The 17,087-nt window shown below is 42.8% G+C and carries 16 protein-coding genes; 9 read left to right on the top strand and 7 right to left on the bottom strand.

Annotated features, from left to right (window positions below; translation table 11 throughout):
- Positions 1-251 precede the first annotated feature (251 nt).
- The 6 genes from JKJ11_RS09870 to JKJ11_RS09845 are packed head-to-tail and all read left to right on the top strand — an operon-like array spanning position 252 to position 6,263.
- Positions 252-1,214: an AAA family ATPase gene (locus JKJ11_RS09870; RefSeq protein ID WP_239922244.1), complete on the top strand. Its 963-nt coding sequence runs from the start codon at positions 252-254 to the stop codon at positions 1,212-1,214.
- Positions 1,214-2,140 (top strand): DUF58 domain-containing protein, encoded by a 927-nt coding sequence (locus tag JKJ11_RS09865; protein ID WP_051868432.1) that lies wholly within the window; start codon positions 1,214-1,216, stop codon positions 2,138-2,140. The genes JKJ11_RS09870 and JKJ11_RS09865 overlap by 1 nt, the downstream gene beginning before the upstream one ends.
- Positions 2,137-2,655: a DUF4381 domain-containing protein gene (locus JKJ11_RS09860; protein ID WP_252038090.1), complete on the top strand. Its 519-nt coding sequence runs from the start codon at positions 2,137-2,139 to the stop codon at positions 2,653-2,655. Before JKJ11_RS09865 ends, JKJ11_RS09860 begins: the two co-directional genes overlap by 4 nt.
- Positions 2,652-3,641, top strand: a complete 990-nt coding sequence (locus tag JKJ11_RS09855; protein WP_252038089.1) for a VWA domain-containing protein — start codon at positions 2,652-2,654, stop codon at positions 3,639-3,641. The genes JKJ11_RS09860 and JKJ11_RS09855 overlap by 4 nt, the downstream gene beginning before the upstream one ends.
- The gene (locus JKJ11_RS09850) at positions 3,634-5,157 is read left to right on the top strand and encodes a VWA domain-containing protein (protein WP_252038088.1); all 1,524 of its coding nucleotides are present in this window, start codon (positions 3,634-3,636) and stop codon (positions 5,155-5,157) included. The genes JKJ11_RS09855 and JKJ11_RS09850 overlap by 8 nt, the downstream gene beginning before the upstream one ends.
- Positions 5,157-6,263, top strand: a complete 1,107-nt coding sequence (locus JKJ11_RS09845) for a BatD family protein (protein WP_252038087.1) — start codon at positions 5,157-5,159, stop codon at positions 6,261-6,263. Before JKJ11_RS09850 ends, JKJ11_RS09845 begins: the two co-directional genes overlap by 1 nt.
- A gap of 106 nt (positions 6,264-6,369) precedes the next feature.
- On the opposite strand, the gene JKJ11_RS09840 is transcribed toward JKJ11_RS09845, so the two are convergent.
- The 6 genes from JKJ11_RS09840 to radD all read right to left on the bottom strand — a co-directional run bounded on the left by JKJ11_RS09840 (position 6,370) and on the right by radD (position 12,571).
- Positions 6,370-7,356 (bottom strand): HAD family hydrolase, encoded by a 987-nt coding sequence (locus tag JKJ11_RS09840; RefSeq protein WP_252038086.1) that lies wholly within the window; start codon positions 7,354-7,356, stop codon positions 6,370-6,372.
- A gap of 523 nt (positions 7,357-7,879) precedes the next feature.
- Positions 7,880-8,158, bottom strand: coding sequence for a 50S ribosomal protein L25 (gene rplY, locus JKJ11_RS09835; RefSeq protein WP_006071740.1), 279 nt, complete (start codon positions 8,156-8,158; stop codon positions 7,880-7,882).
- Positions 8,159-8,325: 167 nt separating this feature from the next.
- Complete coding sequence (locus tag JKJ11_RS09830) at positions 8,326-9,687, bottom strand: ATP-binding protein (protein ID WP_063606199.1); 1,362 nt, start codon at positions 9,685-9,687, stop codon at positions 8,326-8,328.
- Positions 9,680-10,336 (bottom strand): response regulator transcription factor, encoded by a 657-nt coding sequence (locus tag JKJ11_RS09825; protein ID WP_038230203.1) that lies wholly within the window; start codon positions 10,334-10,336, stop codon positions 9,680-9,682. The genes JKJ11_RS09830 and JKJ11_RS09825 overlap by 8 nt, the downstream gene beginning before the upstream one ends.
- Before the next feature lie 14 nt (positions 10,337-10,350).
- Positions 10,351-10,764: a PepSY domain-containing protein gene (locus tag JKJ11_RS09820; RefSeq protein ID WP_031497177.1), complete on the bottom strand. Its 414-nt coding sequence runs from the start codon at positions 10,762-10,764 to the stop codon at positions 10,351-10,353.
- A 70-nt stretch (positions 10,765-10,834) separates the two neighbouring features.
- Positions 10,835-12,571 (bottom strand): DNA repair helicase RadD, encoded by a 1,737-nt coding sequence (gene radD / locus JKJ11_RS09815; RefSeq protein ID WP_252039107.1) that lies wholly within the window; start codon positions 12,569-12,571, stop codon positions 10,835-10,837.
- Positions 12,572-12,641: 70 nt separating this feature from the next.
- Between radD and rsuA the strand changes: the two genes are divergently transcribed.
- From rsuA to JKJ11_RS09800, 3 genes are all read left to right on the top strand, one after another.
- A complete protein-coding gene (gene rsuA, locus JKJ11_RS09810) occupies positions 12,642-13,340 on the top strand; it encodes a 16S rRNA pseudouridine(516) synthase RsuA (RefSeq protein WP_038230206.1) in 699 nt (232 codons plus the stop codon).
- Positions 13,341-13,569: 229 nt separating this feature from the next.
- On the top strand, positions 13,570-14,775 hold the full coding sequence (locus tag JKJ11_RS09805) for a Bcr/CflA family multidrug efflux MFS transporter (protein WP_031495648.1): 1,206 nt from the start codon (positions 13,570-13,572) through the stop codon (positions 14,773-14,775).
- Positions 14,775-15,428, top strand: a complete 654-nt coding sequence (locus tag JKJ11_RS09800) for a DUF2913 family protein (protein ID WP_252038085.1) — start codon at positions 14,775-14,777, stop codon at positions 15,426-15,428. The genes JKJ11_RS09805 and JKJ11_RS09800 overlap by 1 nt, the downstream gene beginning before the upstream one ends.
- A 65-nt stretch (positions 15,429-15,493) precedes the next feature.
- On the opposite strand, the gene JKJ11_RS09795 is transcribed toward JKJ11_RS09800, so the two are convergent.
- A complete protein-coding gene (locus tag JKJ11_RS09795; RefSeq protein ID WP_252038084.1) occupies positions 15,494-16,915 on the bottom strand; it encodes a DUF2867 domain-containing protein in 1,422 nt (473 codons plus the stop codon).
- Positions 16,916-17,087 lie beyond the last annotated feature (172 nt).

Raw genomic sequence — 17,087 nt, 5'->3', positions numbered from 1 at the left:
AAATTAGCATTCAGCATCTAAGCTTGAGGTGAATATTAATGATGTTTGGTGATTTGAATAATTACTAATGCTTAAAGTATTATTTATCTTAATTTAAATCATAGCTAAAATGCTGATTTTTATATACATTGTTGCTGCCTTTGTTGTGTTTTGTATGAGATTAGTATTGCTAAATGCTATTTTAAATACAATTAATTTATCTCAGTTTTCTAAAGGGCTAATATTTTCTCTTCAACTTATTGGAGGTAAATATGTCAGTGACAAGTATTAGCCGAGATATACAAACGTTATCTGAATCACTAACACATAAAATAATCGGTCAACAACATGTTGTTGATTCCCTCTTAATTGCACTCTTGACCGATGGTCATGTACTTTTAGAGGGTTTGCCGGGGACTGCTAAAACACGTTCAGTACGTTCGTTAGCACAGAGTCTCGATCTGGATCTAAACCGTATTCAATTTACCCCAGACCTTATGCCTAGCGATGTTGTGGGTTATGAATCTCTTAATGACGAAGGAATGATGTCTTTTGTCAAAGGGCCGGCGTTTACCAATATTCTGCTTGCCGATGAGATTAACCGCGCGCCTCCTAAGGTGCAATCTGCATTACTTGAAGCGATGGAAGAAAGACAAATCACTGTAGGTGGACAGAGCCATGAACTGCCTGAAATCTTCCTGGTTTTAGCGACACAAAATCCAGTTGAGCAAGAGGGTACCTACCCATTACCAGAGGCTCAGTTAGACCGTTTCTTAATGAAAATTGTTGTTGATTATCCTAAACGTGCCGATGAGCTAGCGATATTAAAGCTTGTCAAAAAAGAGCAACAATTTGTGGAAGCACTAATGCAGGTTGAGCCTTCTGTGGTGCTAGATGCTAGAAAGGCCATTCTAGACGTTTATGTCTCTGATTCTATCGAAAGTTATATTGTAGATTTGGTAATGGCAACACGCTCCCCAGACTTATATCAGACCAGCCAATTGTCCAAATGGATTCGAATTGGGGCGAGCCCCAGAGCAACAATAGCCTTAGACAAAGCGGCGCGAGCTTATGCTTTTCTCAAAAATAAAGACTATGTTGACACTGATGATGTTAGAGCGGTTGCGCATAGCGTACTCTGCCATCGTATTACTCTGAGTTTTGATGCGATGTCTGATGCCATTGATAGTAAAGCGGTAGTGGATGAGCTCATTAACGTGGTGGAAATTGTCTAATGCCTATATCTGACCCCAGAATAGTTGTGGATCGTGCCACGTTAATGGACCTCAAAAATAAAGCAAAGCGATTAACTCTTTATGCGAAGTTCAAGCCTGACGGTATCTTTTCGGGCCAAAATAGTTCCAAGTTTCGTGGGCAAGGGCTGAGTTTTGAAGAACTCCGAACATATCGAACTGGTGACAATATTAAGGACATTGACTGGAAAGCGAGTATGCGAGCGAATGGTCGTGTCACCAAAGTTTTTACCCAAGAGACGGATAGACCTGCTTTAGTACTTTGTGACCAACGTGCAAATATGTTCTTCGGTAGCCAACGTTACATGAAGTCGGTTGTTGCAGCGCAACTTGCTACGCTAATCGCTTGGTTACTGCACCTTCAAGGAGATCGTGTTGGTGGAATTACCATGGGTGCCAACCAAACTTTAGTTCAATATCCATCACGAACGACATCTCAAATATTGCGTTACATATCTGATATAACGACACTAAATCAAGCTCTACGCGACTCACCTAAAGAGAAAGCTCCCGCGTTTGTTCCGCTTCAAGAAACGTTGACGACTTACACTCCTTTGTTAGGCAGCAGTGGTACGTTAGTACTAGTTATAGATGGATTGGCGCTGACAAATCAAGAGCTTGACCAGCTTAAACGTTTGTCAATAAAGCATAACGTGATGGTCTTTCTCGTCACCGACTTGCTGGAACAGGATTATCAGTCGGCATCTGACTTGCTAATTAGTGATGGTTCAAAGCAAATAAAACTTGATAACAACGCTCAAGATATACTGCGATATCAAACTGCATCTAATGAGCACTTTGCTAAAGTTCGCCGTTCGGTTCATCACTCTGGTTTACCTTTTGGTCTGTTTAATACTGTTGATGAACCCTACCTTCAGTTAAGTCAGCTTCTAAGAGAGGGCGGATGATGTTTACATATCAGATCCCTGAACCAGAAGTCTTTGGTAATTATATGTTAAAGGGTTTTAACGGCATCATCATGCCTAAGTACGTGTCGTTGACGCCAAAAACCCCAGCTGCTTGGGGCTTGATCCTATGTCTTGTAGTGATATTAGCCCTTACTATTTGGTGGCAGATTCACAAATGGCGAGCTAATGCATATCGACGAAAAGCGATATCACTGCTCCATAGGTTGCCGTTGGAGCAGGGTATTGCGCTCATTCCAAACGAATTGCGCCAGGTCGCTTCTATTGCTTATCCAAACTTACCTATAGGCACCTTAACTGGGCAAGAGTGGTACGAATTTCTAAATTCATCCGCAAAGACGACAATATTTACTAAGGCTATTCAAAAACATATTGAAGCCATTGCGTTTCAGAATCCAAGAGTTTGGACGTCGAATGTTGAACTCAACTCACAATGTTTAAGTGCCGCTATAGATTGGATTGCACACCATGGGGCAGAAAAAGGAGTCTCTTTATGACTTTATTAACACCTTGGTGGCTTCTCTTGGGATTAGTTGCACCGCTAGTCTATTTCTTGATGCCTGCGTATCGAGAAAGCGAAAGTGCTGTGCGAGTGTCATTTTTCCAGAAAGTGCTAGACACTACTAACAAGAGTGCGCAAAAAAACAGCTGCATTCCTCTTCGATCTAAAGTACAGAAAATATCACTGTTAATTACATGGGGCTTATTGGTTTTGTGTGCCGCTCAGCCTGTGATTCTTGGGGACAAAATCACGGAAAAAAAGTCAGCTCGAGACTTAATGGTTGCTTTAGATCTCTCGAAGTCTATGAATAAAATTGACTTTCCTCAGCAAGACGGGCAGCTATCATCTCGATGGGGAGCACTACAAAAACTCATGTGGAAGTTTGGGGCAGAGCGACAAGGAGACCGTCTGGGTTTGATCGTGTTTGGCAGCGGCGCTTATTTACAAGTGCCTTTTACTCAGGAACTAGAAACGTGGACACAAGTTGTTGAAGGTTTGGAAACTGAGATTGCCGGTCCTGCGACAGCAATTGGTGATGCAATTGGCTTGAGTATACGCGCTTTTGACAAATCTGATGCAAAACAAAAAGTCTTGATTTTAGTCACTGATGGTAGCGATACGTCAAGTCAACTACCGCCGGTTGAGGCAGCAAAAGTGGCGAAAACACGTGATATTAAAATCTATACTATTGCGATGGGCAATCCTGATACAAAGGACGAAAATGCCAAAGTCGATGTGAACACTCTACGTCAAGTTGCCGCTTTAACGGGTGGAAAAAACTATTTGGCAATGAACAAAGATGCCCTTAAATCTGTGTTGCAACAAATTAACCAGATTGAGCAAAGCAAATATCAACAAAGCAGCTTTCAACCATATATCTATCTTTACCCATATCTTCTAACTAGCCTCCTTGCCTATTATGCTGTGATGTGGCTTGGGTTGTCTGTCGTTGAATGGAGAACGAGGAGTTCACATGGCTGATTATTTCCGAGCATTCCACTTTTTAGCGCCAGAGTATTTATGGTTGGTTCTACCACTCATTGCTTTGATCGGGTTTTTATTCAAAAAGCGCCACAATAAATTATCCATATCGACGACAGCAATCGCACCACATTTGCTCTCGGAGCTAGTAGAACAACCTAATAAAAAAGAAGGATATGGGCCTATTTTGGCGGTATCAATTGTTCTATTGATTGTTATTGGCACGTTGTCTAAACCAGTTTGGCAAGTTGCAGATACCTCATCACAAGACAATCCACCACTTTACGTTGTAATGGATGAATCATCTTCAATGAATAAGGTAGATATTCCACCTAGTCGAAATCTAAAAGCACAGCTGATCGTAAAACACCTGCTACAAACTGGAATGAATCGTCCCATATCGATAATTGCAATGGCCGGTAGTAGTCATGTTTTGCTACCACCGTCATCAGATCAGGATTTATTGACGCTCTATCTATCTTACTTAGCGCCAAACGTGATGCCCTTGGATGGCGGGGACTTATCCAATCTGATAGCGCGATTAAATAACACCAAAGGGCTGAAGTTAGATGAATCTCAATTGTTGTTGGTCACTGATGGCGTTTCTTCAGGAGAGCAACAGTTAACGTCTTTTATCGAAAAACATCACATAACAGCGGCGGTGCTTTATCTCAATGAATTAGGTTTGCAAACGGCAAAGAACCTAACAGTTACTTCATTTGATGGAAGAGATATGACGATAAGTGATAACTCGCTTAGAAATTACTTTCTGAATTTCCATGAAAAGAGCTCAAAAGGCAATCACTGGCAGGATGAGTCGCACTGGTTGATCATTATATTGTCAATCTTTGTAGCGTTATGGTTTCGAAAAGGATGGACATTGCAATGGACTCTTTGTCTGTTATTACTGCTTCCTCACAGTCAAACTGCTGAAGCTGGTGCGTTAGATTGGTTTATGACCAAAGACCAGCAGGGGATGGTACTAATGTATATGGGTAAATTTCAACAAGCAGAGCAATCATTCCAAGACCCTAACTGGAAAGGGGTCGCTTGCTACTATCAAGAAAATTTTAAATGTGCAGAGAAAGAATTTGCCAAAATAGGTAATGCTACAGCGATTTTCAATATGGCTAATGCAGCCGCACAGGATGGAAGATATAAAAAAGCTCATCAGCTGTATTTAGCTCTACTAGAAGTAGACCCAAATAATGTTAAAGCTCAGCAGAACCTTGACAAGGTAGATGCAATTCTACTTGAAATGAAGCTACTTAGTGAAAATCAGCATGATCAACACCCGCCACCTAAAGATGCACCACCGCCGCCTAAAGATGTTAACGATATATCGGATGGTGCTAAGCGAAAATCGCTAGGGCAAGTCCCTCATTCGACGCTTAAAGCTTCAGATGTGTTGAGGAATGAGGCAGCGACAAATAAATGGTTAAGAGATATTAGTCGTGACCCTAAAGACTTTATTCGACGGAAATTTCTGAATGAATATAACCGGGAGTTGAACTGATGTACCGATTGATGTCATTACTACTATCGTTATTAGTTTCTATGCCTGCTATTTCAGCGGCAAACGTATCCGTCTCTATAGATAAGCAAAATGTTGTACCCGGTGAGCAAGTGAACCTAGAGTTTATTGCTACAACAGATCAATATTTTGTAGACAGTCCAGAGTTCTCAGTACCTTATGTGGCAGACGCAATGGTTAAGCAAGAACAAACGTCTGTTCTATCTGGCTTTTCTTATGTAGATGGGAAGAAATATACCAGTCAACGTTGGTCCATACAGGTATACCCTAATAATGAAGGAGTGTACCTTATACCATCTATAGATGTGACGCTACTCACTGCTGGAGATGGGGGGAATTCGGTAAAAACGCACCATAAAACACAACCGATGGCAATTATGGTGAATGCTCCTGCCACTATGAAGGGCAAGTCTGGCTACTTAGTTTCACCAGCGGTTACAGTAACCGATAAATGGTCACCGAATGTAGGACAAAATGAACAGTTTAAAAAAGGGGACATAATACAACGAACCGTAACAATAAAAGCAGACGATACATCTACTTTTATGATGCCAGATTTTATACCACTGGCTCCAAACGGGATAAGTATATCGATATCTGAGCCTCAACTTTCATCCAATTACACTCGAGGAGAGCATCATTCAACCCTTACTCAGAAGGTAAGCTATAGCATTGATGAGCCCGGGCACTATTCACTAGGAGGAGAAGCGTTATTTTGGTGGAACCCGAGCCAGAAAGTGAAGAAGAGTTGGACCGCGAAGCACTATTCTATTGATTCTGGTGGATTTGATTATAAACAATTGACTAAGTGGTTGATTGGTCTGTTCGGAGCATTAATCGCTAGCGTGGGCGGAATCATTTGCGCCAAAACAAACTCGAAAAGAACACTAAGGTTAAAACGATTGTTTTTTGGACAAAATGCCACTTGGATTAATAGTTGCTATTCGAAAGCAAGTGATAAATCTTTTATGTTACTCATTGATGCTTCGAGTGATGATCAAGTTTTAAAAGATGTATTAAAAGAACAGTTTATGCGAGAAAAGCCCGTTGGGAAATGGCAAAGATTCAAAGCATATATGACGTTATAAATAGTCTGTTACTAACCCCAGTTGCTCTAAGTGACAACCGGGGTTAATGAATGCTATGTAAATATAAAATAAGTGTAATAGCTATTACAGAAGTGCTTAACCTTAATCAAAATACTACTTTCCATTCTGTACTCATATTAATCGGTTTTATAAGTCCTTTGCTTGTTAGTTTCTGCAATTCATCTGTGTGCTTGTCGTATTTATCTTCACGTTCTGGGTCGTCATGGTGTAGCCACAAAGATAAGCCGCCATGGCTAGCGGTATAATGAAGCATTTGTTGGTCTCCGTTCGAATTACCAACAGCAATTACTGGGACTAACTCACCAAATGTACGCTGGATGAGTTCAGATTTATGTGCCCAGTTATTAATCCAAAGTGGCTGCGCAGAGCGAGTTAATACGCCAATTCCATTTTCGAAGGTTAAGTCGTGTTTAATAGAAGTCCCAAATACTCTTTCTGGTGGAATACCGTAAAGTTGTTGGCTAAGCGGCCTCAAGAAATCAACTTCATCTGCAGTGAATATAAATACTTTGAACTGGTTTTGATGTAAGTAATCTATCAGCTCCTTCATTGGTGCGTAAGTTAAATCTTGATATCCCACATCATATTTAGAGTGTTTCCATGTTTTTAGAAACTGCTCGTTGTGTTTCGTGAAGGCACTGCTCGTCATCCCGGAGTAGGGAACACCAAGCAATTGTTCGACGATGCTATCTAAGCCAAAACTCTCTATATCAAATAACTGACTGTAATGAGAAAGGTCTGGTTTACCACTTGCAATCGTTGCCCAGGGCTGCCTTGTCGCGAGACTCTTATCTCTTTTAAGTTGCTCGCCTAAGGTATGAAAGACTGCTTGAAAATGAATGTAAGTAGGCTTTTCGTTCCAAAGAGTACCATCATTATCAAAGACCGCGATGCGCTCTTCCGGTGGTCTATACTGAGCACTGGATTCATCGACTGTATCAGCAACAAAATCCATAATATGTTGCTTAAGAACGGTATCATGCCAATTAGCCAAGGATTGCTCAGCTTGCGCCAAACGCATAGAGATTATGATTATAAAAAGAAGGCTTAATGCTATTTTTAGTAGTTTCACGAGCAAGTCCTTTCGCATCCAATCAGAGTCATAAATATTGGCTAGCATTAGGGAAAATACAAGCATAAATGCTTGGTTAAGTCACTCGAACTATCTGGCAATTGCAACTGACCCAAGTAATTGTAGATACGTCAATATTTCTCATAAGTCAGCTGATTTTTATTCTCAATTTTCTGTTGGGGAAGACCACCCCGAAATCACTATCAATCGATACATACGATATGGTGTTATTAAGAGGAGGAGATATAAGGCGGTGGTGTGCTTGGAAATGTTGGAGTGACCACGACATTGGCACACTAACAATACGCCCGTAAAGCTAGTGGGTAGTTCAAATATCGAGTTACTTTCTAAAGATATGAGGATAAGTGTGGTTTCAATAGATTTCTTAACGTCAAAAACGGTGAAACCCCGATGTTGGTAGCATCGGGGTTTCGAATTTTTCAAGAATTCTTGGTTGGTAAAGCCGAGAATCTTTTTTATGCAAAAGGTTTGGATTTGATCCGAATAATTCCTTGGTAGGGAATTAGATGCGGATGAAGTCCATGTGCTCAACTTTTGGCTTGAACGCGTGACGTTGAACGTCTTGTGGCTTAACCTTAACTTCTGCGCCGTCGATCACTAGAGTGATGCCTTCGTAGAATGCTGGCTTGTCCATTTGGTTGATCACGTCATCGTGGTTTAGAGCGATAGAAACAGGTGCTGCTTCACCACCGTAAACGATTGCTGGGAATTGGCCAGCGTGACGTAGGCGGCGGCTCGCACCCTTACCTAGTTCAGTACGTACTACTGCTTCGAATTTCATAGTATTTACTCTCAAAATAGTAAAATTAAAGTAACTGTTTTGACGTAGCGACCTAGTCAAAACTATAGCCGTTCCGAAGTATCGAATCGATACATTCAAAACGAGCGCGGATACTAACATTCAAATCTAGGCGGAGCAATAGCAAATCGCTTATAACGTTACAATTTTTACTCTTTTGCACGTTGCAGTTTAAGGACTGCTCGTAAACCGCCCAATTTGCTCGATTCCAAAGCTAAATCACCTCGATAGCTATGCGCCATCTCATTGACTATATTAAGCCCTAAACCGGTGCCGGGAGTCGTTTCATCTAGGCGAACTCCACGTTTCAGCACTTCTTTTAGCTTCTCTTGAGGTATACCGGGGCCATCATCTTCGACGATGATAGCGATCTCGTGATTATCGAGCAGTTCGGAATATACGCGGATGAAGCTGTTACCCCATTTGTAGGCATTTTCTAGTAAGTTACCAAGCATCTCGTCGAGGTCCGCTTTTTCTACGGCGACGTATTGATCGGTATCCAGTTCGCTCACCAAAGCGATATCGCGCTGAGCGTAAACCTTATCGAAAGCCAATGAAATAGCATCGACGCGTTCACTCGGAGATGACTTAACAGAGAGAATATTCATTGCGCCTGCCATTCGAGTTCGACCCAAATGGTAATCGATATGTGCTTGAATCTGCTCTATCGAGGGTTGTAGTCTCTGTCGGTCTTGTTCTGAAAGTTGGTGTAACTCATTCTTTAACACCGAGAGCGGTGTTTTGAGTGCGTGCGAGAGGTTACCTGCGTGATTACGTGCGCGCGCTAATAACTCTTGATAGTGGAACAATAAGGCATTGAGGTCGCTTACGAGTGGGGCAATTTCTTTTGGATATTGTTCGTCCAGTGTTTGTTGCTCACCCGTTTTTAATAGTTTCAGTTCTTTCTGCATCTTCCCTAAAGGTCTGAGTGACCAGCTGACTTGAACCACTACTAAAGTAAGAATACCAATGGAAAGAACACCTAAGATCAACCAAAGTTGGCCTGTCAGTAAATTTAGGGTGTCATCGATACGATCTTCATCTTGCCCAATAATTATTGTGACGCCGTCACTTATGTCAGGTAAGAAGACTGTTCGCTTTATGGCAATAAGTTTCTCGTCTTTGGCACCGAAGTAAGTCGCTTTGTGTTTCTCATTCTTTATTCGAATGGTGCGGTCCCATAAAGAGCGAGAGCGTAGTTTGTCTGAACCACTGTCGACGCTCCAGTACATACCACTGTATGGCTGATTAAAGCGTGGGTCTGAAAGACGAGTTTGTAAAACCAGTTGTCCTTGTTTATTCACTTCAAGATTAGCGGCGATTTCATCCATAGTCAGTCCAAGCTTAGTTTCTAAGTCTTGACTAAGGTAATCACGGACTAGACCTGGAATGAGAATACCGGCGGCGATCATCATGGCTGACAACCACAAGGTGGCTGCCAGCAATAATCGCGTTTTTAGACTGAGTCGCTTGAACTCTGTTTTGAGCCGAGTCGCGCTAATATCAGGCATTAAGTTGATACCCTAAGCCACGTACGGTTTTGATGATTTTGGGAGCGATTTTTTTACGGATTCTACCGATGAACACTTCAATTGTGTTTGAGTCTCTATCAAAGTCTTGTTTGTAGATATGCTCGACTAACTCAGTACGAGAAATGACCTTGTCGGCATTATGCATAAAGTAAGCAACGACCTTATATTCCAGTGCGGTTAAGCTTACTGCGTTACCTTGCCACATTACTTTTGAAGTTCGTGTATCTAAGCTTAAGTCACCGACTTGCATCAACGGAGAGGCGTTGCCAGAAGCGCGTCGTAGTTGAGCTCGGATACGTGCAATAAGCTCTATCATCTCAAATGGCTTGGTAAGGTAATCATCTGCACCAGCATTTAGGCCTTCAACGCGCTGACTTAAAGTGTCACGTGCGCTAAGAATGACGACTGGTGTGTTAATGTTTTCGTCTCGAATGCCTTTAAGTACCGTCAAGCCATCAATCTTAGGAAGTCCTAAATCCAAAACAATAGCATCCCACTCTTCTGACGTAGCGCGGTAAAGCGCATCGATTCCGTCTTGGGCAAGTTCTGGCACCCAACCTGCGCTTTCTAGAGTTTCTAATATTTGTTCACCCAGTCTTGGGTCATCTTCCACGACAAGAATTTTCATTATTGTTCTCTATTTTATTTTCTTATGACTCTTTGAAGATTATGGCCTTTGATTTCCATCATCTCCAGTGTGGTGGCGTTATATTCGACTTTAATAACATCTTGTTCATGAAGCAATTTTAGCTCGTAAATCCACTCATCGTCGTCTTCTTCTAGTTCAACTTTGATCACACGACCATTGAGGTCGCGCTCTACCGTAGCAAACAACTCAGAAAACGGTTTGATAAGCCCTTGCTGTACAGCGTCATAGACCTCGTCTTGGTCCTCTTCAAACTCAATGCGGGCACCATCCGGTTGCACATCCTGCACGAGGTCGTGACCACTTGGCTTGCTTGAGTCTGAGAAAAATTCGGCATGGGCGCTAAGCGGTACTGCCAATAATAGGGAGAGCGAGACGATAGATATTGTCTGTTTGGTTTTATTTAGCATGGCGGAGACCCAATATTTTCAACATAGTTAAAATATACATTTGTAAACATGAATGAAAGCTGAACAGTGATTAGTTCAGTTCGTCGTCAAAGACTTTGTCTCTCATTTTCCAAAATCGACCACTTTTTCTGGCTATGACGAACGCGGGCAATCGGAAACGATGTTGATTGTTCACGACTTTTGTTGGCGAAGTGGCATCAAACTCACGATGCTTGTCGGCCAAATGTGGGCGTACAAACTTAGCGAGAAACGATTCTTTCTGCTTTTTGGTATTTAATGACCAAAACTCGCTGACTTGGGCATCGTTCTCTCCAATATAGTTAACTCTGAGACTGTTTTTACCTTTTTCATCTTTATGAACAACAAGGTTCATGTCGGTGCATTCGAAGACTAGCGCGTCTTTGAGGTTAAGGGCTTCTTTGAGTTTTTTATCTGGGTCTACCAAAGTGGCGTCGCATTCGTGGCAGATTCGCGCGGCGATATCGTTATCCGCGCCGCATTCAGAGCAGTACTTGGCTCTAAAGCGATAGTCACAGTGTTCACGTTCTCCGGTTTCTTCGTCGGTGAAATAGCCCTGACATTTGCGGCCAAAGTGCTCAATTAAAAAACCATTGGCATCGAGTTTACCCCAGAAGTCATTATTGAACCCGCACGCAGGGCAGGGGATGGTGATAATTTCGGAATCGGAATCAGGTTTAGGGTTGCCGACTTCAGGTTGATACAAATCGTACGTGTTGCCCGCATAGTCTAGAACGAGACACTCTGACTTGCCCTCTGATAATCGTAAACCACGGCCAACGATTTGCTGATATAAACTGACGGATTCTGTTGGACGAAGAATTGCAATCAGATCAACATGGGGCGCATCGAATCCAGTAGTTAGAACCGAAACGTTAACCAAGAACTTGATCTTACGATTTTTGAAGTTACTGATGATAGCGTCGCGCTCAGGTGTTGGCGTATCACCAATGACAATTTGGCTGTTTTCACTCGGTAGCAGCGACAGGATTTCCTGCGCATGACGAACCGTCGCTGCGAAAATCATGACACCTTGTTTGTCTTCACTATAGCGTTTTATTTGCTCCACAATTTGCGGTGTTGCGCGCTTTGATTGCTCAATAACAAGATCCATTTCAGATTCTTTGTATTTACCCATACTGGTAGGTTTGAGCTGAGAAAAGTCGTAACTAAGGACTGGAGCGTCGATGAGTTTCGCAGGTGTTAAAAAGCCCTCATCGAGCAAGTATTGGATAGGAAGCTCGAAGATACAATCTTTAAAGAAACGAGCTTCGTCGCTGCGAACCAGTCCTTTGGTGTGATATTGATAGATCCAGCCAACGCCAAGACGATAGGGGGTTGCGGTTAAACCAAGGATCTTAATTCCAGGATTAATCTCGCATAGGTGGCTGATCACTTTTTGATAGCTTGATGTTTTGGTTTCTGGTACGCGGTGACATTCGTCGATAACAAGCAGTGAAAATTGATTGGCAAATGCATCCAAGTTTCTTACTACTGATTGAACGGAGGCGAACACCACTTGCTCGGATGTCTCTTTTCTACCTAAGCCGGCAGAGAAAACAGAGCCTTTGAGTCCATAGCCTTCGTATTTTGCGTGATTTTGTTCTACGAGCTCTTTAACGTGCGCTAGAACCAAAACACGACCTCGCGCTAGCCTTGCAAGTTCGGCAATAACTAAGCTTTTTCCAGCCCCAGTGGGCAATACGATCACCGCTGGGGTATCGTTTTTGCGGAAATAATGGATAACAGCTTTAACAGAATCGGCTTGGTAGGGGCGAAGCGTGTACATACGGCTCAGTTTTACTCTACATTTCAAAAAACCGCTCTATAATACCTCACGAAATGAAAACGAGGTATTCATGCGTTTAGATAAGTTTTTGTGTGACGCTTTAGGCGCAACACGTAAAGAAGCAACAAAAATCATTAAATCCGGTGATGTTACCGTTGATGGCGTAGTACAAAAGAGCGGTGCATTTAAAGTCACTGAGGATAACAGTGTCGAATGGCAAGATAGAGAGGTCCGCATGCAGGGTCCGCGCTATATCATGCTATTCAAACCAGATGGCTTTGTTTGTTCTCATGAAGATGGCTTTAATCACACTGCGTTTGTGTTGCTCGATGAGGTCAAAATGGAGAACCTTCATTTTGCAGGTCGCTTAGATGTTGATACTACAGGTTTGGTGTTAATTACAGACGATGGTCAATGGTCTCATCGAATTACCTCACCGAAACATAAATGTGCAAAAACTTATCGCGTATGGTTAGCAGACCCTGTGCAAGATAATTACATCAAGGCATTCGAAGAGGGCATTGAGCTTAGAAATGAGAAAGCGCCAACTCTGCCAGCACAACTTGAAATTATTGATGAAAAAGAAGTGTTATTAACCATTCACGAAGGTAAATATCACCAAGTCAAGCGTATGTTTGCGGCGCTAGGTAATAAAGTTGAAGGTCTACATCGTGAAAGCGTCGGTGACATTGTTCTTGATGAAATGCTTGAGCCAGGAGAGTATCGATATCTCACTCAAGAAGAAATTGACTCTGTCTGGAAAAAGTAATACTAATAAACTGTTTTGATAGATAAAACGTCTACTCGTCCAGAGTAAAAGTAATACCCGTAATGAGTCATTACTCTCGAACTCTGAGAGCCTTCCTTATATTACGGTTACCCCGAAGATAGCGCTCTGTTGTTGCGCTATCTCACATCACTCAATGGGATAAATTGAGTCTAGGTTGTTTATTTGTTGGCACGGATCGCACACAAATAAAGATTTCATTAGGAGCGATATGAGTTCTAAACCAGTATCGCAGCCCGACATACCTCAACTAGGTTTAGTTCTTTTCCTAGTTCTCGGAGCTATAGGCGCGTTAACGCCTCTTGCTATCGATATGTACTTGCCCGCGATGCCAACTATCGCACAAGATTTAGGGGTAACAGCCGGGGCTGTTCAGATTACATTAACGGTATACACTGCCGGATTTGCTATCGGCCAACTTTTACATGGTCCTCTCGCTGATAGTTTTGGTCGCCGGCCGATCCTGCTATTTGGCGTGTTCTTTTTTGGCGTTGCTTCAGCGATATCAGCCACCGCGACAACCATTGAATCTTTAACTTATATTCGTACTGCCCAAGGCTTTGCGGGTGCAGCGGCAGCGGTCATTATCCAAGCAGTGGTTCGCGACATGTTCGATAAGGAAGATTTCGCGCGTACCATGTCTTTTGTCACCTTGGTCATTACCTTGGCTCCGTTAGTTGCGCCTATGATAGGGGGCCATTTGGCGGTCTGGTTTGGGTGGCGTTCGATATTTTGGGTGCTGACAGCATTTTCTGTAGTGGTAATAGCAGCGGTACTTTGGAAAATTCCGGAGACTTTAGCGCCAGAAAACAGACAGCCACTTCGTTTTCGAACCACGATCAGAAACTACCTGAGGTTGTGCAAGAATCCGGTCGCGATGGGACTGATGTTCTCTGGAGCGTTTTCGTTTGCTGGTATGTTTGCCTTTCTTACCGCGGGCTCGTTTGTCTATATTGATATCTATGGTGTGACGCCAGATCAGTTTGGATATCTGTTTGGCCTGAACATTGTCACAATGATCATCATGACCAGCATTAATGGCCGTATGGTGAAGAAAGTTGGCTTACATGGCATGCTTCGTTTTGGGCTAAGCATTCAGCTGTTCGCAGGTCTAGGACTGTTAGCGAGTGGTATTCTAGATCTTGGGATTTGGGGTACGGTTCCTTTCGTTATGCTATTTATTGGTACGCTGTCGACCATCGGTAGTAATTCAATGGGCTTGTTGTTAAGCGGTTATCCAACGATGGCGGGCACGGCTTCCTCACTTGCAGGAACATTGCGATTTGGCACTGGCTCAGTCATTGGGGCGATTGTGGCAATGCTTCCGGGTGGAACAGTTTGGCCTATGATTGCATTAATGGCTATTTGTTCGGTATTATCCGCCGCCTTATATTGGACGTTTGGGAAAAAAGCATAATGTCTGACTACTATTCAGAGATCCAAAAAGTCGTAAACAGTGCACTAGAAGAATTGGCGAATGAGCATGCTTCAGGCAAGTTGATTAATTCTCCAGTGACTAACAATCACTTTCTTGTTCGATGGGTAACAAAAGCGATAAAAACTCAGCGTTTTGGGAAAACGACCAGTGCTAACCTAATTCAATGGCAGAAATCTGGGCGTTCCAAGGGTAATGATTCAATGCTTGAACCTTTGTTTAAGCGCATTTCTGCTTACTATGCTGAGTTTTTTTCTGGTGACGTACAGCCAGTAACTGATGCAAAGATTGAACAGTTTATTGAAGATATGGAAGAGGCGGGTTGGGGGGTCTGCACCTCAGAGATTCTGACTGATGGCAGTAAAGTTCAATTCTTCACCGATGGTCATAACTCTTTCGCACTGTGCGCGAATCAATGTGACGACTGCTTTGATGCAGAAAACCTGGTGAAGCCGATGAGTTGGTTTGTACGTGGTAATCATACGGAGTTTGTGACTAAAGCGTACGAGGCTGGCTTTATGCTCCACAAACGCACTGATTACAAATCGAAAGTAAAGTATCACGGCGAATATCTTATTTATCCAATGAACAAAGGGACTCAGCTAGCTGAAATCCCTCTGTCATTTAAAGCTTAAGTTAAAGCTTAGTGGTATGAGAGCATAATTGTCGCAAAGCATAGAGGTTGAAGTATTTGTAACGACTAGGCTTTGCGACAGATCGCCCTTACCATTCCTTTAAAAATGAACAAGTGTGCAGGCATCATTGCAAACCAATAAAGCAGCCCTTTGAATCCTTGCGGGTGCCACCACGCAGTCACGTTGATTTCTCTTTTGTCGCCATGATCAGTAATGGTGAATTCCAGTCGCCCCAGTCCAGGGCCTTTCATTCCGAACAATAGTGACAGAAAATGCGGCTTGTCACATCGAATGACTTTCCATGAATCGATAAAGTCACCCACTTTTAATTCTGGTCCTTCAGGTGAGCGCCTTATTGGTCTTCCTGCACCAAACAGTACATCTAACCATTCTCGAGTGCGCCACAGTGTGTTAGCAAAGAAATAGCCTTCTTTCGGACTGCCGATTTGTTTGACGACCTCCCAAAGCTGCTCAGTGGATTTATCAGTGAAATAGCCGGCCCCAGTCTTCTTTGGGTAATAGCCAAATCCTGCTTGCCATCGCGTTAATGCCGCAGGGTCGTAGCCCCAAACATTGCTACGAACAAAGGTACCTTCTTTTTCTATGGTTTCTGAGACAGAGTCAGAGTAGGAAACCATATCTTGTGGGTAACGAGCTCTGATTGCTTGAGAATCGGCGATAAAGTCATGCTCTAGCCCCGCCAATAATGCTTTGCCAATGCTTGAAGGAACCGAAGTTACAACACCGAGCCAGTATGAGGCGAGTTTAGGTGTAAGAAATTGCGTTGACCAGAGTCGTAGTGGTTTGTTTATTTTGCTGCAAATAACGGCGAACTGCTCGCGGTAAGACAAGGTATCGGGGCCACCAACCTCATAAATAATTGAATCGGGTGATGTCTCTTTAGCCAGTTCGATTAGGTAATAATTGAGGTTTTGTAAAGCAATAGGATTCGCTTTGGAGTCCACCCATTTGGGGGCGATTAAGATAGGTAGGTTATAGACGAAATCCCTCATGATTTCGTAAGCGGCAGAGCCGGGGCCTATAATAACACCTGCACGCAGTTCGGTAATTGGCACTTTACTGGTACGAAGAAGCTTGCCGGTTGCTTTTCTGGCTGCAAGGTGCTCGGAATTACCAGTTTGAGGTTGAATTGCGCTGAGATAGATGACGTGTTCAACATGACTAATATCGAGCGCATCTTTGAAGTTTTGAGCAAGAGAGAGCTCGTAGTCCAAAAAGTCATGGCCATGAGCCATACCATGTACCAAGAAATAAACGATATCGAACTTAGGAATGAGTGCAATTGTGGCGTCTCGATTAGCGAGATCAAGATACTCAAACTTAAGCATCGAGTGGGGGACTACACGGCTTTTTAGGTAGTCTATTTGACGAGCCGCTGCTGTTACTTCGTAGCCTTGGTCCAGTAGGATAGGAATGAGCTGAGAACCGACATAACCCGACGCCCCTAATACCAATACGCGCTTCATATTCCGTTATCTCTCTTAATTGTTATCTCTATAAAATTTAACACATTTTTCTAGTTTATCTTCATTTGTTTACAATACATGATGGCTGATTAGGGTGTTTTCACGCGTATATGTTCCAAATTCCAATTCTTTTAAAAAACGATATCTTGAATCGAAATTGAGCTAAACCGAC

Source organism: Vibrio sp. SCSIO 43133 (assembly GCF_023716845.1).
GTDB lineage: Bacteria > Pseudomonadota > Gammaproteobacteria > Enterobacterales > Vibrionaceae > Vibrio > Vibrio mediterranei.
The sequence above is the reverse complement of the archived record's forward strand: the minus strand, read 5'-3'. Positions and strand labels throughout refer to the sequence as shown.